Genomic DNA, 18708 nt, shown 5'->3' with positions numbered 1-18708 from the left:
ATTAAGGTTTGTTCTTAATTCTCAAACTATTTTAAATAAAGCCAAATTACCTTTAGTATTAATAATTCAGCTTTATTTAAAGTTGGTTTTTTAATCAACAGAAAACAATATTATTGTTTCTTCTTTTTATTATTTAAGTATAAATATTTTGTAGAGTGATAATAGGCAGATAATAAACTATCCATTTTCTTTGAAATTAATGGATATTCATTCTGAATATCTTTTACCTCTTTAGTATTTAAATTATACAAACCAGTTGTTTTACTAATATTGGTTTTAGAGTAATATAAGCTATCTTGAATTAAACCAACAGTAGGTTCTCCTTTACTTTTAAGATAAACAAAAGAAGCCGTATTTTTAGGAAGAGAATCTAGTAAATTATTACCAAGTGTATAATTTGTATGATTTACTTTAGCCAAACTAGCAATGGTTGGAAACAAATCTATTAATTTTCCATTCTTAGTCATTGTACCTGTTTTAACAAAGTTAGGTGCATTTATAAAGAAAGGTACATGTTGTAATTGGATATTTAAATCATATTCTTTGGTAAAATTTTCGGTTCGTTTCATAGCCGTGTTATGATCGCCAAAAAAAGCAAAAATAGTATTATCATAATAGCCAGATTTTTTAGCTCTTTCTAAAAATTTACCAATATTAAAATCTAAATATCTTAATGCATTTAACTGTGCTACAGATTTAAAACCAGACTTTTCTAACAAAGCATCGCTAACCTCATTTTCATTTAAAGGCTTATAGCTTTCTTGTTCATCTGGTACCGTAAAAGGCATGTGGTTAGAGGCCGTTTGTATATATGCTATAAAAGGTTTGTTTTCTTTAGATAATTTTTCTAATTCTTTATTAGATTCTTTAAATAATTCATAATCATCTATTCCCCAAACATCAGCTCTTTTTTCTGTTTTGTAGCTGCCTTCTTCAAATATTTTTAAGCCTTTTATATTCGATTGAAAAACACTTCTAATATTTGCCCAATTGGCACTTCCGCCTAAAAAATATAATTTTTCATAACCTTTAAATTGATCAAAAATTATACGCTGATCCTGAATTAATGGGTTTCTAGAAGCGGTTCTAACACCATTTATATCTGGCAAGCCAGTAACACTTGCAAAAACACTAGGTGCTGTTCCTGATTTATGAACATAGAAGTTAGAAAAAACCAAACTTTTTTTAATAATAGAATCCATTTTTGGAGTACTATGAATTGGGTTTCCAAAATAACTCATTGGTTTAACGCCAACAGATTCCATCATTACAATAACTACATTTGGTTTTTTAGTATAAGTAGAATCAAAAACAACCTTTCTTTCAAAAGAAACTTTATCTTTAGGTAGGTTTAAATAATTAGCCATTACAGGATAATAATCTTTAAAACTTTTTAGATCTATTCCTTCATTACGATAAGCAAAACTATCAAAAAAGTATAAAACAGGATTTAGAGCAAATTGATTTACCTCGTTCTTTTTAGAAAAAAATGCCTGACTCCATCGTAAAGGGTAGTGAGTTAAGCTGTTGTAGATTCCGTAAGATAAAAGTAAAACAGTACCAATAAAATAGAATGTTTTAATTTTTTTAGAAATTTTGTTTGTTTGATTTGTATAAGCGTTATAAATAAATTTAGATAATTTATAAATAATAAAACAAAGCAATAACAATCCTAGAAAGCCTTTATAAATAGGGTAACTCTCAACTAAAACCTGGCTAGATATTTTTAAATTACTAAGAAAACGTAAAGAAGAAGCATCTAAACGGATGCTTAAATAATCATAATAGCCAAAATCAAAAAGGAAAAATAGTGTTAATATTAAATAACATAAAATTAAATATAGGTTGGCAATTTTTTTATAAATTTTCTTTTTAAAAAATTGATAATTAACAATTAGAATTAAACCCGCTAAAGGAAAAAAAGTAATTACAGCCAACTTTAAATCGAAACGAATACCAAGCCAAAAAGCTTTTTGAATTTCAGAAGAAGAGACTTCTTCTAATTGAGCGAAAAACTGATAAAAAAGGATTCTAAAAATAAGGATATATAGAAATAAAAATAAAACATTTGTAAAAATGTATTTGATATAATTAGGTATTTTCTGTAGCATTATTAATGATTAAGACTACAAAGGTATTTATTTTAAAATTGTTAAAAATATTTTTTCGTTTTTAAAATGAAAAAGGATAATAAAAACTAGATTTTAAGTAAATTTGCAGCTAACAAACCTAGAGAAGAACATGAAAATATCATACAATTGGTTGCAACAATTTTTACAGGTAGATTGGGAACCTATTAAAACAGGAGAATTGTTAACCGATTTAGGATTAGAGGTGGAAGGAATTGAAACCAAAGAATCGATTAAAGGAAGTTTAAAAGGAATTGTTGTAGGTAAAGTATTAACTTGTATACAACACCCCAATGCAGATAGACTAAAAGTAACTACAGTAGATTTAGGATCTGGAGAGCCAGTACAAATTGTTTGTGGTGCCCCAAATGTAGCAGTAGGACAAAAAGTACCTGTAGCCACAATTGGAACTACTTTATATGACGATAAAGGTGATGGTTTTAAAATTAAAAAAGGTAAAATTAGAGGAGAAGAAAGTCATGGAATGATTTGTGCCGAAGACGAATTAGGTTTAGGTAAAGGCCATGATGGAATTTTAGTTTTAGATAAAAAATTAAAAGTTGGAACTCCGGCAGCAGAAGTTTTTAAAATAGAAACAGATTATATTTTCGAAATTGGGTTAACACCTAATAGATCTGATGCTATGAGCCATTTTGGTGTAGCAAGAGATTTACGTGCAGGATTAATTCAAAAAGATATTAAATTAGAATTGATATCGCCTTCTGTAAGTAATTTTCATGTAGATGAAAGAACTTTGCGTTTAGATGTAGAAGTAGAAAATAAAGAATTAGTTCCTCGCTATTGCGGTATTACCATTACAGATGTAGAGGTTAAAGATTCGCCAGAATGGATACAAAATAGATTAAAAGCTATTGGTATTACGCCTAAAAATAATATTGTAGATATTACAAATTATGTATTGCACGAACTTGGGCAACCTTTACATGCATTTGATGCTCAGAAAATAAAAGGAAATAAAATTTTGGTAAAAACCTTAGAGCAAGGTACAAAGTTTACCACTTTAGATGAGGTAGAAAGAGAATTATCATCAGAAGATATTATGATTTGTGATGCAGACTCTAACCCACTATGTATAGCAGGTGTTTTTGGTGGTTTAAAATCTGGTGTTACAAATAATACTACCTCAATATTTTTAGAAAGTGCTTACTTTAATCCTGTCAGCGTTCGTAAAACGGCTAAAAGACATGGTTTAAATACAGATGCATCTTTCCGTTTTGAACGTGGTATCGATATTAATACTACAGAGTATGCTTTAAAAAGAGCCGCTTTGTTAATCGAAGAATATGCAGGGGGTAAATTAGCGTCAGATATTTCTGATTTTTATCCTTTAAAAATTCAAGATTTTCAGGTGTTTTTGTCTTATGAACATGTATATAGATTAATAGGGCAGGAGATTCCTAAAGAAACCATAAAAAATATTTTAGCTTCTTTAGAAATTAAAATAAACAGTGAAACTAATGGAGGTTTAGGATTAACAATTCCTTCGTATAGAACAGACGTGCAACGTGAAGCAGATATTATTGAAGAAATCTTAAGAGTTTATGGATACAATAATATTGAGTTTTCTCACAAATTAAATACATCAATTTCTTTTGATTCTAATAAAGAAACGAAGATAGAAAATGTTATTGCAAATCAATTGAGTGCATTAGGTTTTAATGAAACCATGGCCAATTCTTTAACAAAACCAGAATATGTGGAGTTGTCAGAGAATATTAATGAAGAAGCTAATGTAGCGATGTTAAATCCGTTAAGTAATGATTTAAAAGTATTACGTCAGTCTTTATTATTTAGTGGTTTAGAATCGGTAGCTTATAATATCAATAGAAAAAATAATTCTTTACAGTTTTATGAATTTGGTAAAACATATCATAAATACGGAGAAAAATATGAAGAGAACAAGCACTTAACGCTTTTTGTTACCGGAAACAGAACAAAAGAAAGTTGGAGTGTTGCTAACAAAACTTCTGATTTCTTTTATGTAAAAGGAATTATAACATCTGTATTAAGTAGATTAGGTATTGATAAATTAAAGTCTTCACCAACCAAACAAGATATTTTTTCTGAAGGAATTTCTTTAGGATTAGGAAAAATAAAATTGGTAGAATTTGGAGTGGTTAAAGGCGCTGTTTTAAAAGAATTTGGAATTAAACAAGAGGTTTTATTTGCTGATTTTAATTGGGATGCTATTTTAACTTTAGTAGGAAATAAGAAAATTAAAGTAATTGAAAACCCTAAGTTTCCGGCAGTAAAACGTGATTTAGCTTTGTTATTAGATACTAAAGTAGCGTTTAATGAGGTTTATAATTTGGCTTTTCAATCTGAAAGAAAGCTATTAAAAGAGGTAGATTTATTTGATGTTTATGAAGGTGATAAATTACCTGAAGGCAAAAAATCGTATGCAGTGAGTTTCTTACTACAAGATGAAACAAAAACGTTAGCAGACAAACAAATTGATAAAATAATGCAAAAACTACAGCAATCTTTCGAAAAGAATTTAGATGCTGTTTTAAGATAATTATAAGGTATTCTTTAAATATAGTGTAATAAAAAAACCATCTCATTTTGAGATGGTTTTTTTTATTAATTAATTCAAATTTATGCATAAAAACAGTATATCAAGTTGTTTTTAGGGTACCTTTTAAAGTACCCTGCAAAAATAAAACATTAAATACAGATATGATAATTTAAAAGTCTTTTTACGGTTATTTTATAAAAAAAACGACTCTCTATTGAGAATCGTTAAATTTACTGAGTTATAATGCTAATATATTAAACTTTTAGCAAAAGTGTTATTAAGTTATAAGTGTTATACCGCGTGTTTATGTGCTTTATAAGAAGAACGAACTAAGGCTCCACTTTCTACGTACATAAAGCCCATTTCTAAGCCTAAAGTTTCGTATTTTTTAAATTGCTCTGGAGTAATAAATTCTAGAACAGGTAAATGATTTTTAGTAGGTTGTAAATATTGACCAATAGTAAGAATATCGCAGTTTACTGCACGTAAATCTTTCATGGTTTGTATTACTTCTTCTTCTTTTTCTCCTAAACCAAGCATTAAACCTGTTTTAGTACGCATGCCTTTTTCTTTTAAGTATTTTAAAACACCTAAACTTCTATCGTACTTCGCCTGAATTCTAACTTCTCTCGTTAACCTTCTTACAGTTTCCATATTATGAGAAACTACTTCTGGATGCACTTCTATAACTCTATCTATTTGTTTAGTGTTTCCTTGAAAATCTGGAATTAAAGTTTCTAAAGTAGTCTTAGGATTTGCTCTACGAATAGCATCTACGGTTTCTGCCCATATAATAGATCCACCATCTTTTAAATCGTCTCTATCAACAGAAGTTATAACAGCATGTTTAATGCTCATTAATTTTATAGAACGAGCTACTTTTTCTGGTTCATCCCATTCTACGGTTTCTGGTCTTCCGGTTTTTACACCGCAAAAACCACAAGAACGTGTACAGATATTACCTAAAATCATAAATGTAGCAGTTCCTTCTCCCCAACATTCTCCCATGTTTGGGCAGCTTCCACTAGTACAAATGGTATTCAGTTTATATTTATCTACCAAAGACCTTAATTCGGTGTATTTTTTACCCACAGGTAATTTTACACGAAGCCATTTGGGTTTTTTTTGTTTTTCTGGAAGTATTACAGATTCTATTGCCATTTTATTTCTAAATTGAAAAACAAATTTACGAAGAAAAGTTTGAAATACTGCTTAAAAACCAAATACTAAATCCGATTAAGAAGACAATGCCGGCAATACTTAAGATTCTTAAATAAATACCTGGTTGATGTTCTTTAGGAGTGTGTTTACCTGTAATTAATTTGTAGTTTAAAATGGCGTAAAAAGGCGCTGTTAAAAAAGATAAAATAGTGGCTATTTTTATAAGTAGCCCCATATCATCCATAAAATATTTTAAGATTAAAAAAGTGCCTAAAAACAAGGTAATGATCCAAAACCAATATCCAAATTTAAACGTCTTATTAAATAATAGTTTTGTAGTTCTATTCATTGCCCTAGGAGAAGCATCCATGGTTGTAATTGTAGTGCTAAACATTGTTGTAAAAGCAGCAATAGCAATAAGTAGATAAGAAAAATTACCTAAATTTTTTGTGTATAGATAAATTAATTGAGAAGCAAAGACACCTCCTTTATTAGAAAATGTTTCTCCGGATTTATACATTACCAAAGCACCTAAAAGCACAAAGCAAATACCTAAAAATAAAGTGGCTATATAACCAACATTAAAATCAAAAACAGCTGCTGTTCTTTTTGTTTTTATAACGTTTGTTTTGTCTTTTTCTACAGACCAAATAGAATGCCAAATAGAAACATCTAAAGGTGCAGGCATCCATCCTAGAAAAGCAATTAAAAAAGTAAGTTCTACGGCTCCAGATGGAATAATCTGAGTAACATCAAAAGTATCTTTAGTATTAAACAAAGCAATACTTACTGCCAAAATGGTGCTAAGAGTTAAAATAATGATGATAAACTTCATTAAATTATCTAACAATCTATATTTACCAACTACTAAGAATATCAAACTGATAAACATAATGAGTGTAGACCACAAAACTAAATCATTGGTAATGCCAAAAAGTTGTGATGCTAAACCGGCAGTAACGATTGTTACCGCTGCTTGTATGGTAAACATAGTTGCAAAATTAAGAATGTAGTATGTTATTAAAACACCTTTTCCTAATTTTTTGTAGCCTTCTAATAAGGTTTCTCCTGTTGCAGCCGCATAACGTGGACCAAATTGAAAAAAAGGATATTTAAAGATATGCACTAGCAACAATGCCCATAGTAAACCAAAGCCAAATTCTGCCCCAGCTCTGGTAGACTGTACTAAATGAGAAACACCTATAGCAGCGCCTGCAAATAATAATCCTGGTCCTAAAGAGTGTAAGAAGGATTTTTTCATAGCTTAAGATTTTTTAATGATCTCCGCTAATAATTTTTTTGCTCTTAATAATTTTACTTTTACGTTATTCATAGGTTCGTTAATTTGTTCTGAAATTTCTTTGTAAGATAATTCTTGAAAATAACGTAACTGAATTACTTCTTGATATTTAGGTTTTAATTGTTTGATATCTCTTAACAATTTTGCTAAATTTTGTTCGGTAATAATTTTGTCTTCTGGGGTAGGGCTTTCATCAACCACTAAATAAGCTTTTTCTTCTTGCTCTTTAGAAGTATCTGCAGCGATAGAAATATTTTTTTTCCGTAATAAATCGATATGAACATTTTTAGAAATGGCAATAAGCCAAGTTTTAAAAACATATTTTTCGTCAAACGTATTAATTTTATCAAAAGCTTTAGAAAAGGTTTGAATAGTAATATCTTCTGCTTCGTTTTCGCTTTGCGTACGTTTTAATTGATAATTATAAACTGCAGACCAAAAAGTATCTAATAAATACCTAAAAGCAGATTGATTTCCGCTTTTGGCTTTAGATATGTTTATTTCTAGTTTAGAATCGTTTATTTCCAATGATTTGGTTTTGACGACAAATTAGTGATAAATATCGAAAATTGGAAAATTAGTAAGCCTATTTCTAAAAAAGGTAAAAAATAAGTAATGGTTGGTTCGTTCAATTTTTTTGAAGAAAATCCTATCACAATAAATTGAACCAGATAATAGGTTAAAAAGATGGGTAATATAATTTTCCAAGAATACAAGAAAAATAGAATGATTGCTAAAAGATAAAAGAAAACCTTTGTTACAAAAAAGAAACCTAAAAAGAATTTGTGTTTTGTTTTATAATGTTTAGACGTAGAAATGTGTCTTCTTTTTTGTTGAAACCATTCTGCAAAGCTTTTTGGGGCTAGTGATTCTGTAAAACTTTTTTTAGAGATAGAAAACGTGGTGTTTTCTTTAGTGGCAGCATCTTGAATAAATAAATCATCATCTCCAGATTTAATATGTATGTGATTTATAAAACCTTTTACATTAAAAAACTCAGACCTATGATAGGCTAAATTTCTACCAACCCCCATATAAGGAGCACCTAATTTTGCATAACTAAAATACTGAATGGCAGTTAATAGGGTTTCGAATCTTACAAAAAGGTTTACCAAAGATTTTTCCTTTTTATATTTACCATATCCTAAAATAATGGTTTTTTCTTTAGTGAAATTTCTAACCATTTCAGAAATCCAGTATTTAGATACTGGTTTGCAATCTGCATCTGTAAATAGTAAATGATCATTTTTTGCACCTTTAATACCTAGAGTAAGTGCGTATTTTTTATTTCCCCAAAAAGCTTCAATGTTTTCAACACTAATAATTTTAATATTATCGTGTTTCTCTTTAAAAGATGCCATTACTTCAGCAGTTTCATCAGAAGAAGCGTCATCAATTAAAATAACTTCGAAATTGGTATATGCTTGGTTTAAAATTGAAGGTAAAAATTTTTTTAGATTTTCAGCTTCATTTTTTGCGCAAACAATAACGGAAATAGGAATATCAACGTCTTTTTTTTTATCTTTTTTTGTATCAAATAAAAATGAAGAAAAAAGAAAATAATAGACAAGTTGAATTCCTGTAAATACTACAAATAAGTAGAAAAGTACAGATAAAATCATTCAGAAAAAAAGGAATTAATTATGTTGTGGTTCGGCACAAGAATCAAACTGATCAGGAGCTTTTCCGCAAAAGCCACAAGGTTCTCCGGTTTTGTTTAACACTGGGTTTTGACTTGCACAAGTACCTGCAAATTTACCATCTTTTTTTGCCCAAATTTTAATAGCAATTCCAGCAACACCAACTGCTAATAAACCTATAGTAATAAATATTAATTTCATAATAAATAATTGTATTACAAAGATACATATTCTTATTTTTCTTTTTTAAAAATCTACTCTAAATATTTTGTAGAGTGACTTTTTAAAGAAAATAGGGTCATAATTTTGAAACAAATTTCAAAAAAATCAAAAAAAATAAAATGGAAACAACAACAGAAGCTTTAAAAAATTTTTACAATTCAATTTCTTCAGGTTTAGCAGATTGGGGACTTCAATTAATTGGTGCTATCGCAGCCTTAATTATAGGGTTATGGATTATTAGGATGATTATGAAAGGAATCTCTAAAGCGTTTGAAAAAACAAAATTAGACGAAACTTTACAACCTTTTCTATTAACAACTATTGGGTTTATTTTAAAATTATTATTAATTATTTCTATTGCAGGAATTGTAGGTTTACCGATGGCTTCTTTTGCAGCTTTATTAGCAGGTGTTGGTTTAGCAATTGGTGCGGCTTTTAATGGTTCTTTAGGGCATATTGCTTCTGGTATTATGTTACTTATTTTTAAACCATTTAAGGTGGGGGATTTAATTAAAACAAACGGAGCATTTGGTTTTGTAAAAGAAATTTCTGTTTTTGTTACAGTTATAGAAACGTTTCAAAATGAAACAGAAATTATTCCAAACTCTGCAATTACATCAAATAAAATTACCAATTTAACTAAAATAGGTAATTTACGTATAGACATGCCGTTTGCTATTAGATATGGTTCGGATATTGAAAAAGCTAAAAAAATTGTTTTAGATGTACTTAAAAAAGATAAAAATGTTTTACAAGAAGGGGCAAATGCACCAAGAGTTGCTGTAAATAATTTAGGCGTTAATAGTGTAGAATTGTTAGCGTTACCTTATGCAAATTGTGAGAATTATTGGGATGTTTATTGGGATACTAGACAAGAAATTGTACAGGCTCTTGGTAATGCAAATTACGAAGCACCTTTACCACAACGTGTGGTTACCATGACAAAATAAATTTTATAGACATAATATTTAGAAAAGACTGTTTTAAGAAGCAGTCTTTTTTTGTATGTTTACTTTTTGATAAATTACCCCTTTTGAACGAAAAATATTTTATCGCAGAATTACAAGCCGGAAAACAAGCCGCATTTGGTCAACTTTTAGATGATTATCAGCAGAAAGTTTTTGGTACCTGTATTTCCTTTATTCCTAATAAAGAAGATGCAGAAGATGTTGCGCAAGAAGTTTTTTTAGAAGTGTTTAAGTCGATAAATAAATTTAAAGGAGATTCTAAATTATCTACTTGGATTTATAAAATAGCAACCAATAAGTGTTTAGAATTCATCAGAAAAAAGAACACTAAAAAAAGGTTTGCGTTTATGCAAACAATTTTAGGTAATGAAATACCTTTAGATAAAACCAGTTATTTTACAGAAGTTAATCATCCAGGAATTTTATTAGAGAATCAAGAGAAGTCTGCCATTATTTTTAAGGCTATAAATACCTTGCCAGAAGCACAAAGAGTTGTTTTTACCTTGGCAAAGATTGATGATAAAAGCTATCAAGAAATTGTAGAAATTACAGGTAAAAGCTTGTCGTCAGTAGAGTCTTTAATGTTTCGAGCAAAGAAAGGATTACAAGAAAAATTAGAAAATTTTTATAAATCAGATAATTAGTGCAAGTTTTTATAATTTCTAGCATCTAAATAAATAGTATTGTTTTAAGAACACAAAAAAATGAAAACTAAAAAAGACATAAACCAGCAAGTTGATGATACTTTTAAATCATTAGAAGCTATAAAAAAGGTAGAGGTAAATCACTTTTTTAAGCATAAGGTTTTGCAAAAAATACAAGCTGAAAAGGAAGTGAAACAACCTGTTTTTTCTTGGTTTACACCACAATTACAATTGGCAACTTTAAGTGTAGTTTTGTTATTGAATATTGGTACTATTTTTTATGCTTTTAACAACTCGTCACAAAGTACTAGTTCTACCTCAGATATTAAAACATTTGCACAAGAATACTCTTTACAATCAGATAGTAGTTCTATTTTAAATTAAAAATCATGAAATCAAAATTACTTCCAATTCTTCTTATTTTATTATTACTATTAAATGGAGTATTAATTTTTATGGTGGTAAAAAAGCCCCATGAAAATCAAAGAAATAATCCGACAAGAAATTTTTTAACAAAGCAATTGGGTTTTACCGAAACTCAAAAAGCGGCATTTAGAACTTTAGATACAGCGCATAGACAGGTAATGAGAGGTCTAGAAGATCAACTTAAAGATCAAAAAGATTTTTTATTTGATGGCTTTAATAAAGAAAACTTTACAATTGATTCTTTAACCACAAAAATTGGACTTTTACAAGCTAAAAAAGATGCAGAAGTTTTTTCATTTTTTAAACAGGTAAGAGAAATTTGTACAGCAGATCAAGTGCAAAAGTTTGATGAGATAATTAAAGAAGCTATAAGAGGCGGAGATAGAATGCCGCCAAATGATGGTAGGATGCCTCCTCCTCATAATAACGATAGAATGCCACCACCAAGGTAAGATTATAGAAACTTGTACAAGTATTTAATATAAGATTAGAAAAATTAGTTTAAAAAAAAGATCCAAAGCAATAACGTTTTGGATCTTTTTTTATATAAGTACAATGTTCTAATAATTTTCATGAAACTCCTTAAGTAGTTCTTTTACAATTTTAGGGTTCTTAGCAGCAATATTTACTGTTTCATTTGCATCATTTTTATGATCATAAAGTTCTATAAAAAGTGGTTTGTCATTTGGTTTTCTTCTGTCTTTCCAGATGATAATTCTGTAATCATCTGTTCTCATGGCATATCCCATTACAAACTTTTCGTATGTATTTCTATTCCATTTATCTCCCATTTGAGCTTTAATCTTAGCTTCAATTTTCTGAATTAAAGGCTGAAAAAAAGTGGTTCTAAATGGAGGTGTAAACGGTCTTGCAGCCCATTCTCTTAAAGCAGGTGTAGGAAATACACTAAATGCTGGTTTTTGAGATTTAGTACTAGGTTTTTTTAAGATTGGTACTAAACTCTTACCTTCGGCATTACTTGGTGTTGTTAAACCAGCCAAATCACATAATGTAGGGTATAAATCTATCAATTCTACTAATGCATCGGCTTTTTGCCCTTTGGTTTTATCGGTAACACCGGGTGCAGAAATAATAAAAGGTACTCTAGTTGCTATTTCATAGTTGGTTGCTTTACCCCAATAGCCCATTTCTCCAAGATTAAATCCGTGGTCAGACCAAAAAACAATAATGGTGTTTTCATACTCACCAGAATCTTTTAAAGCCTGAATCATTTTACCAACTTGAGCATCAACATAACTAATACAAGCATAATAACCATGACGTAGTTTTTTTTGTAAAGGAATGCTAAAAGCTCCTGTTTTTGGCATATCTGCACTAACACGTACTTCTAATGATTCCGATAATCCCATAGCAGCACCATCTTTTGGAGGGTTTACTTGTGTAGCAATTGGTATATTTGCTTCATCATACAAATCCCAATATTTTTTTGGAGCAATCCAATCTAAGTGTGGTTTTTTAAATCCTAAAGCTAAAAACCAAGGTTTATCATCTTTTTTTACTAAGTCTTTTAGGGTTGCAATTGCAGAAAGTGTGTTATGACCATCATCATAAGTTTCATCGGGAACATCTGCACTTTCTGTAACCGGACCTTTCGCCAACCAATTTTCACGAATTAGTTTTTCTCCATACTTAGCGTCTAAGGCTGCTTTGTTTTTTAAATAGACTAATTGACTTTTTGGAAGCGCATAACCACCAGAGGTTTCTGGTACATTTTTATCTACTTTTACTTTAATAGGTTTTCTACTCCAAGACATTTCATCATCTGTGTATTGACCATGAAACACTTTTCCTAAATATACTGTTTCGTAACCGTTTTCTTTAAAATGTTGTGGTAGCGTAACAATACCAGGTCTGTTGTCTCTAAAGTCTTGAAACAAATCGATTACATTAATGGTTTCTGGACGAGAACCTGTTAACACACTTGCTCTAGAAGGACCACAAATGGCTTGTTGTACATAGGCCTTGTTAAATTGAATACCATTGCTTGCTAGCTTATCTATATTAGGTGATATTACAACGTTAGAACCATAAGTTCCTAATGTTGCTTTTAAGTCGTCAACAGCAATAAATAAGACATTTGGTTTTTTCTTGTTTTGGGTAAATCCCTTATGTGAAACGAAGAATGATAATAAAAAAATACTTAATAAAAGTTTAGTTTTCATGTTGAAAATGTTTGAACAATTCGTTGAATAAATCAGTGTATAAATTTTCAAAAAAAAGGAATGAAATACTTCTTTAAAATTACCTTAATGTATAGGTATTTTACCTTATATATTTTGATAAAAGTAATCTTTAAAGAAGAAAAAGAGATTTAAGTTACTATTTATATCTTAAAAATATTCTTTTTAAATAACTTTTAATGATGTTTTAAGTAGGTAGTGTGTTTGTTTTTAGTGTTTTAGTTGTTTTTCTCTTTACTTGTTATGGATGTGTTATGTTAAAGTAAAGTTAACGTGCACAAGTTTTTAAAAGTGCTTGCATCTAAAGGTATATAAACTTAATACATAGATTTAAAATGAAAAATTCAACAAATAAATTTTTAGCAGTACTTATAGTTTCTTTTGGTTTGTCAGCATCAAGTTTTGCACAAGCAGGTAATTCTGATGAAAAACCAAAAGGTCCGCCAACATTTAAACAACTTTTAAAAGAGTTTGATGCTAATGAAGATGGTAAAATTTCTCAAAAAGAAGTAAAAGGGCCTTTGGCAAAAGATTTTAAAAAAATTGATACCAATGAAGATGGTTTTATCTCAGAAAAAGAACTGAAAGATGCCCCAAAACCAGAAAGAAGAGAAAGACCAAGAAATTAAGAGTAATAAAATAGAATCAAAAAAATCAATCAAACAATTAATTATGAAAAATTATAAAATTCAATTATTCTCATTTGTGATTACACTTTTTATTTTTTCGTGTACAAGTGATGATGTTTCTGATGTTGTATTAGACGACACAGATGATAACGAAGAAGTTGCTGTAGTAATAGATGATACAGATTTTGAAGCAATAGATTGGACCGAAGCTACACATAGTAAAGATGTAGCCCCAAATATTAGCGAAGTTTTTGAAGACAACACAGTAAAAAGGTTAGACTTTGTAATTACTGAAGAGCGTTGGCAAACCATGTTAGATGATATGGAAAACCTTTACGGCACATTTGGAGAAAGTTCTGCCGGTGGACCTGGAGGAGCTGGTGGTCCTGGTGGAGCAGGAGGACCTGGTGTTGTTACAACTGATATAGATGAAGACCCTATTTTTGTACCAGGAGAAGTGTTTTATGAAGGGAAAGAATGGTATCGTGTTGGTTTGCGTTTTAAAGGAAATTCTAGCTTAAAAAGTAGTTGGGAAGCAGGGATTTTAAAATTATCATTTAAATTAGATTTTGATGAGTTTGAAGATGATTATCCTCAAATAAAGAATCAACGTTTTTACGGAATTAAGAAATTAAGCCTTAAAAATAATTATGATGATAGCTCTATGTTAAGAGAAAAGGTAGCCACAGATGTGTTTAGAAATGCTGGTTTAGCAGCATCTCACACCGCATTTTACACCTTATATGTAGATCATGGAGATGGACCACAGTATTTTGGATTGTATACTTTAGTTGAAGAAGTAGATGGAAGTGTTTTAGATACACAATTTTCTGATGATGACGGAAACTTATACAAACCAGATGGAGATGCAGCAAGTTTTGCAAGCGGAACTTTTGATGAAGATGAATATGTGAAAAAGAATAATGAAGATGAGGCAGATTTTTCTGATGTACAAAACCTTTTAACAATTATAAACGATGGTACAAGAACTTCAGATCCTGAAGCTTGGAGAACCAGTTTAGATGCTATTTTTGATACAGACATCTTTTTAAAATATTTAGCAGTAAACACAGTGGTTCAAAACTGGGATACATATGGTAGAATGACACATAACTATTTCTTATACAATGATCCGGCTACGAGTAAATTAACTTGGATTCCTTGGGATAATAATGAAGCTTTACAAACTGGTAAAATGGGAGGTTCTTTACCTTTAAATTTCTCAGGCTTAACAGCGTCTCAATGGCCTTTAATTGGTTACATGTATCAAGATGAAGTGTATAAAGAAAAGTATGATGCGTATGTAGAAGAGGTTATAAATGGTGCGTTTAATGAAAGTACAATTCAGGCTTTATATACAAGTTATGCTGCTTTGGTAGAAGAATATGCAACATCAGAAGTTAGCGGGTATACTTTTTTAAATAGTAGTTCAGATTTTCAATCGGCAGTTAGCCAGTTAAAATCACATGCAACTTCTAGAAAATCGGCGGTATCAGCTTATTTAAATTAAAGAAAATAGTATTTGAATTTGGTTAGTTATTAAAAGCTTCATAAGAAATTGTGAAGCTTTTTTTGTTAAAATAAGTTAAAGAACACAAGTTATATTATTAGAAGACATCTAAAGATTTATAAAACAATTAAAAAGATGAAAAAATATTTCATACCCATATTAGCCAGTATTTTATTTATAGGCTGTAAAAGTCAAGCAACCAAGCATACGCATAATGGAGAAACAGAAAGTCACACACACACATACGTGCAGACTATTTTGACTCTTATAGTTTGATCAGTAAAATTTTTGGAACAAAGACTATTGTTACTGTATTAGACAATGAGCGAAAAATGGTTACAAATGCATTACCAGATCATAAAACAGGGGCTTTTCCAAGAAAAGGAAATCCCAATACAATTTCTGCACAGAATAAAACATACACCTTTCCTGTAAACCCAAAGTATACGGGGAAAGCAACTTGGGTTAGAGAACCAGGAGTTGCGTTAAACGGAGTAAAGTTTGAACCAGGAACCGCAGAAGTTGTTGTTTGTGAAACAGGTGAAAACTATAGAGTAGAAGCTTTTCAGGATGTCATAGATCTCGGGCTCGATTTTAATCATGCGCACGTACAGCCAACAGGAGAGTATCATTATCACGGAACTCCAACTTCTGTAATAGAAGAATTTGATACCGGAAAAGATTTGGTACACGTAGGCTTTGCACACGATGGTTTTCCTATTTATTACTCTAAAAGTAATGCCTATAAACCGAGTTATAAATTATTAGATGGAACGCGTGAGGGAGAAGATTGTGTTTATGAAAATCCGAAAGAAACCATAAAAATAGCTTTAAATGATGATCATGATGGAACGTACGGTTCAGATTTTGAATATGTAGCAAATTCGGGTGATTTAGATGAATGTAACGGAATTACAATAGATGGAAAATATATGTATTTGGTTACAAATGAGTTTCCGTATGTAAGCAGGTGTTTAATGGGAGAGGTTAAAGAAACTGAAAGAAGAGGTCCGCATAGAGAGGGAAATGAAGGAAGAAAAGAAGGTGGACGTAAAGGTTTTGATGAACTATTAAAAATGATGGATTCTAATAAAGATGGAAAGTTATCAGAAAAAGAAGTTAAGGGACCATTAAAAGAACATTTTGCTAAGGTTGATAGTAACAAAGACGGATACATTTCTAAAGAAGAATTAGAGAAAGGTGCAAAACCAAATAGAAAATAAAACGCAAGTTTATTATAGAACTTGCATCTAAATATTAAATAACCCAAAACCACTAAAAAAATGAAAAACCAATTTATCAAAACCACATCACTTATTGTATTTCTTTTTTCTGCCTTTGCAGCTTGTACTTCAGATTCAGAAGGAGATACAGATACAGATATAGATGTTAGCGATACAGATACGGTAATTACAGAATTACATGCAGCTTATGCTGAATTTAATACAGAAGCTACAGATATTTATTTATCTAATAGCGGTACAACTGTTACTATAGAAACTACGGGTTTACCAAACCATGAAACTGTTTATTGGGGAGAAGGAAATGAATTATATAGAGAAGAATCTAGTGTAGCTACTACGCCATCTATTATGTCTAGTAATAACAATGCGGTTACCATTACGGTAGATGCTACTCCAAATTTAACGGGTAGTACCGTTAGTACACAACTAAACACCATAGGTATTGCAGTTAGTGGAGCTTCTATATTTAACGATCAAGAAGGAAACGGAGCTTTAGATCAAGCAGCAGCAAGTTTAGATTGGACAGGAGCACATATTGGTCCTGGAGTTTATCATTATCATTTAGAACCTAAAGCATTTTCTAATGATGATAAGAACTTAGTTGGTATTTTATTAGATGGAGTTTTCTTATATGGTAGAAAATGTAACGCTACCGGTACGTATCCAACAGATTTAGATACTTCTGGAGGTCATACATCAACAACGCAACATTCTGATGGAATAGAGGAATATCATTATCATATTATAAACGAATTATATGCTACTACAGGTTCTTATATTGCTTTTGAAGGTCCTTATCAAGGTTACTAAAATGAAGTTTTTAAAATTATTATTTCCCTTTTTTTTAATTTGTGTTATTGGTTGTAATTCTTCAACCAATAATACAAAAAAGGATGCTGTTGTAAAAAAAGTAGAAATCAACAGTGAGATTGTTATTCATAAAGATAGCTTAGTTTTAAATGGTAATGAAGGGAATTGGTATTATAAAAATGCACTTTTTAACGGATTTGCAGTAAAGTACCACGCCAATGATACTTTAAAAGAAAAAACCGGTTTTTACAATGGTAAAAAAGAAGGTGTTTACAAAGTTTGGTTTAAAAGTGGTGTTTTAAAAATGGCTTCGCATTATCAACAAAACGTACTTGTAGGGAGTTATAAAGCTTGGTGGCAAAACGGAACTTTAGCTTTTGATGCAAACTACAAAAAGGGTAAGCTAGAAGGTGTAGAGCGCCAATGGTATCCAAACGGAACAATGTCTAAAGAAAGGCATTTATTAAAAGGAAATGAAAATGGTTTGCAAAAAGCTTGGTTACAAAATGGTAAGATTTATGTAAACTATGAAGCTAAAAATGGAAGAACCTTTGGTATGAAGCGTGCAAATTTATGTTATCAATTAAAAAATGAAAAAGTTGAAGAAAAGAAAGATATATAGTTTTTTTATAGTAAGTTTATTTCTTTTTTTAAGTTGTAAAAAAACAGATCATAAAGAAATTTCTAGTAAAACTGACGTTTTACCTTATTATAATGAAGCTTCTTTTACACCTAAATGGATAGCTGCTAAAAGTGATCAATTAAAAACTTTTCATACCATTCCAGATTTTAGTTTAACAGATCAGAATGGAAAAAATATTACTCAGAAAACCTTTGAGAATAAAATATATGTGGCCGATTTTTTCTTTACGACGTGTCCTGGTATTTGCCCGAAAATGACTAGTAATATGTCTTTAGTGCAAGATGCTTTTAAAGATGATAACAACGTTTTATTGCTTTCACATTCTGTAACGCCTAGCATAGATTCTGTAGCGAAGTTAAAAAAATATGCTATAGATAAAGAAATTGGTAAGAACTGGCATTTGGTTACAGGTGATAAAAAAGAAATTTACGATTTAGGCAGAAAATGGTATTTTGTAGAAGAAGATTTAGGGAAACCAAAAAGCATTGATGATTTTTTACACACCGAAAACTTTATTCTTATCGATAAAAATAAACGTATTAGAGGTATTTACAACGGTTTAAGTAAGAACTCTGTGAAACAATTAATAGCAGATATTAAAACATTAAAATTAGAAATATAGTATTTGGGGGAATATTATAT

18 protein-coding genes are annotated in these 18708 nt (G+C 30.1%); 11 read left to right on the top strand and 7 right to left on the bottom strand.

Annotated elements, in window-relative coordinates; translation table 11 throughout:
* Window positions 1–110 precede the first annotated feature (110 nt).
* Window positions 111–2111: an LTA synthase family protein gene (locus WHD07_RS03320; RefSeq protein ID WP_343330049.1), complete on the bottom strand. Its 2001-nt coding sequence runs from the start codon at window positions 2109–2111 to the stop codon at window positions 111–113.
* A gap of 130 nt (window positions 2112–2241) precedes the next feature.
* Here WHD07_RS03320 and pheT point away from each other — a divergent pair, with 130 nt between their 5' ends.
* On the top strand, window positions 2242–4668 hold the full coding sequence (pheT, locus tag WHD07_RS03315; protein WP_343330048.1) for a phenylalanine--tRNA ligase subunit beta: 2427 nt from the start codon (window positions 2242–2244) through the stop codon (window positions 4666–4668).
* 291 nt (window positions 4669–4959) lie between these two features.
* Here the strand turns inward: pheT and lipA are convergent, their stop codons facing one another.
* Genes lipA through WHD07_RS03290 form a run of 5 tightly spaced genes read right to left on the bottom strand, consistent with a single transcriptional unit; the run spans window position 4960 to window position 8970 of the window.
* Window positions 4960–5829, bottom strand: coding sequence for a lipoyl synthase (gene lipA / locus WHD07_RS03310; protein ID WP_105048908.1), 870 nt, complete (start codon window positions 5827–5829; stop codon window positions 4960–4962).
* 25 nt (window positions 5830–5854) lie between these two features.
* Window positions 5855–7090 (bottom strand): Nramp family divalent metal transporter, encoded by a 1236-nt coding sequence (locus WHD07_RS03305; RefSeq protein WP_105048907.1) that lies wholly within the window; start codon window positions 7088–7090, stop codon window positions 5855–5857.
* Between the two features lie 3 nt (window positions 7091–7093).
* Window positions 7094–7657 carry an RNA polymerase sigma factor gene (locus tag WHD07_RS03300; RefSeq protein WP_105048906.1) on the bottom strand — a complete coding sequence of 188 codons (564 nt, stop codon included), beginning with the start codon at window positions 7655–7657 and terminating at the stop codon, window positions 7094–7096.
* Window positions 7648–8751, bottom strand: a complete 1104-nt coding sequence (locus WHD07_RS03295; RefSeq protein ID WP_343330047.1) for a glycosyltransferase — start codon at window positions 8749–8751, stop codon at window positions 7648–7650. Before WHD07_RS03295 ends, WHD07_RS03300 begins: the two co-directional genes overlap by 10 nt.
* A 15-nt stretch (window positions 8752–8766) precedes the next feature.
* Window positions 8767–8970, bottom strand: coding sequence for a membrane or secreted protein (locus WHD07_RS03290; RefSeq protein WP_105048905.1), 204 nt, complete (start codon window positions 8968–8970; stop codon window positions 8767–8769).
* Between the two features lie 140 nt (window positions 8971–9110).
* Here WHD07_RS03290 and WHD07_RS03285 point away from each other — a divergent pair, with 140 nt between their 5' ends.
* From WHD07_RS03285 to WHD07_RS03270, 4 genes are all read left to right on the top strand, one after another.
* Window positions 9111–9941 (top strand): mechanosensitive ion channel family protein, encoded by an 831-nt coding sequence (locus WHD07_RS03285; RefSeq protein WP_343330046.1) that lies wholly within the window; start codon window positions 9111–9113, stop codon window positions 9939–9941.
* Between the two features lie 83 nt (window positions 9942–10024).
* Window positions 10025–10603: an RNA polymerase sigma factor gene (locus WHD07_RS03280; protein ID WP_343330045.1), complete on the top strand. Its 579-nt coding sequence runs from the start codon at window positions 10025–10027 to the stop codon at window positions 10601–10603.
* Window positions 10604–10663: 60 nt separating this feature from the next.
* On the top strand, window positions 10664–10987 hold the full coding sequence (locus tag WHD07_RS03275) for a hypothetical protein (RefSeq protein WP_343330044.1): 324 nt from the start codon (window positions 10664–10666) through the stop codon (window positions 10985–10987).
* A gap of 5 nt (window positions 10988–10992) precedes the next feature.
* Window positions 10993–11481 (top strand): hypothetical protein, encoded by a 489-nt coding sequence (locus WHD07_RS03270; RefSeq protein ID WP_343330043.1) that lies wholly within the window; start codon window positions 10993–10995, stop codon window positions 11479–11481.
* A gap of 108 nt (window positions 11482–11589) precedes the next feature.
* On the opposite strand, the gene WHD07_RS03265 is transcribed toward WHD07_RS03270, so the two are convergent.
* Window positions 11590–13212, bottom strand: a complete 1623-nt coding sequence (locus tag WHD07_RS03265; RefSeq protein WP_343330042.1) for a sulfatase — start codon at window positions 13210–13212, stop codon at window positions 11590–11592.
* A gap of 353 nt (window positions 13213–13565) precedes the next feature.
* On the opposite strand from WHD07_RS03265, the gene WHD07_RS03260 reads away from it, so the two are divergent.
* The 6 genes from WHD07_RS03260 (at window position 13566) to WHD07_RS03235 (ending at window position 18688) form a co-directional block, all read left to right on the top strand.
* A complete protein-coding gene (locus WHD07_RS03260; protein ID WP_343330041.1) occupies window positions 13566–13859 on the top strand; it encodes an EF-hand domain-containing protein in 294 nt (97 codons plus the stop codon).
* 43 nt (window positions 13860–13902) lie between these two features.
* The gene (locus WHD07_RS03255; protein ID WP_343330040.1) at window positions 13903–15369 is read left to right on the top strand and encodes a CotH kinase family protein; all 1467 of its coding nucleotides are present in this window, start codon (window positions 13903–13905) and stop codon (window positions 15367–15369) included.
* A 272-nt stretch (window positions 15370–15641) separates the two neighbouring features.
* On the top strand, window positions 15642–16592 hold the full coding sequence (locus WHD07_RS03250) for a YHYH protein (RefSeq protein WP_343330039.1): 951 nt from the start codon (window positions 15642–15644) through the stop codon (window positions 16590–16592).
* A 60-nt stretch (window positions 16593–16652) separates the two neighbouring features.
* Window positions 16653–17423, top strand: coding sequence for a YHYH protein (locus tag WHD07_RS03245; protein ID WP_343330038.1), 771 nt, complete (start codon window positions 16653–16655; stop codon window positions 17421–17423).
* A 1-nt stretch (window position 17424) separates the two neighbouring features.
* Window positions 17425–18045 (top strand): hypothetical protein, encoded by a 621-nt coding sequence (locus tag WHD07_RS03240; protein WP_343330037.1) that lies wholly within the window; start codon window positions 17425–17427, stop codon window positions 18043–18045.
* On the top strand, window positions 18014–18688 hold the full coding sequence (locus tag WHD07_RS03235) for an SCO family protein (RefSeq protein ID WP_343330036.1): 675 nt from the start codon (window positions 18014–18016) through the stop codon (window positions 18686–18688). Before WHD07_RS03240 ends, WHD07_RS03235 begins: the two co-directional genes overlap by 32 nt.
* Window positions 18689–18708 lie beyond the last annotated feature (20 nt).

Origin of the sequence: Polaribacter staleyi, from assembly GCF_038024045.1 — a bacterium.
In the GTDB taxonomy this organism is placed as follows: Bacteria; Bacteroidota; Bacteroidia; order Flavobacteriales; family Flavobacteriaceae; genus Polaribacter; species Polaribacter butkevichii.
Note: the sequence above shows the minus strand (reverse complement) of the source record. Positions and strands in the feature narration are given on the sequence as shown.

Bases quoted from the DNA above. Each gene is read 5' to 3' on its own strand.
- WHD07_RS03265 (WP_343330042.1), bottom strand. From the start codon at position 13,212: ATGAAAACTAAACTTTTATTAAGTATTTTTTTATTATCATTCTTCGTT.
- WHD07_RS03245 (WP_343330038.1), top strand. From the start codon at position 16,653: ATGAAAAACCAATTTATCAAAACCACATCACTTATTGTATTTCTTTTT.
- WHD07_RS03295 (WP_343330047.1), bottom strand. From the start codon at position 8,751: ATGATTTTATCTGTACTTTTCTACTTATTTGTAGTATTTACAGGAATT.
- WHD07_RS03235 (WP_343330036.1), top strand. From the start codon at position 18,014: ATGAAAAAGTTGAAGAAAAGAAAGATATATAGTTTTTTTATAGTAAGT.
- WHD07_RS03270 (WP_343330043.1), top strand. From the start codon at position 10,993: ATGAAATCAAAATTACTTCCAATTCTTCTTATTTTATTATTACTATTA.
- lipA (WP_105048908.1), bottom strand. From the start codon at position 5,829: ATGGCAATAGAATCTGTAATACTTCCAGAAAAACAAAAAAAACCCAAA.
- WHD07_RS03260 (WP_343330041.1), top strand. From the start codon at position 13,566: ATGAAAAATTCAACAAATAAATTTTTAGCAGTACTTATAGTTTCTTTT.
- WHD07_RS03290 (WP_105048905.1), bottom strand. From the start codon at position 8,970: ATGAAATTAATATTTATTACTATAGGTTTATTAGCAGTTGGTGTTGCT.
- WHD07_RS03240 (WP_343330037.1), top strand. From the start codon at position 17,425: ATGAAGTTTTTAAAATTATTATTTCCCTTTTTTTTAATTTGTGTTATT.
- WHD07_RS03285 (WP_343330046.1), top strand. From the start codon at position 9,111: ATGGAAACAACAACAGAAGCTTTAAAAAATTTTTACAATTCAATTTCT.
- WHD07_RS03320 (WP_343330049.1), bottom strand. From the start codon at position 2,111: ATGCTACAGAAAATACCTAATTATATCAAATACATTTTTACAAATGTT.
- WHD07_RS03305 (WP_105048907.1), bottom strand. From the start codon at position 7,090: ATGAAAAAATCCTTCTTACACTCTTTAGGACCAGGATTATTATTTGCA.
- WHD07_RS03275 (WP_343330044.1), top strand. From the start codon at position 10,664: ATGAAAACTAAAAAAGACATAAACCAGCAAGTTGATGATACTTTTAAA.
- pheT (WP_343330048.1), top strand. From the start codon at position 2,242: ATGAAAATATCATACAATTGGTTGCAACAATTTTTACAGGTAGATTGG.
- WHD07_RS03255 (WP_343330040.1), top strand. From the start codon at position 13,903: ATGAAAAATTATAAAATTCAATTATTCTCATTTGTGATTACACTTTTT.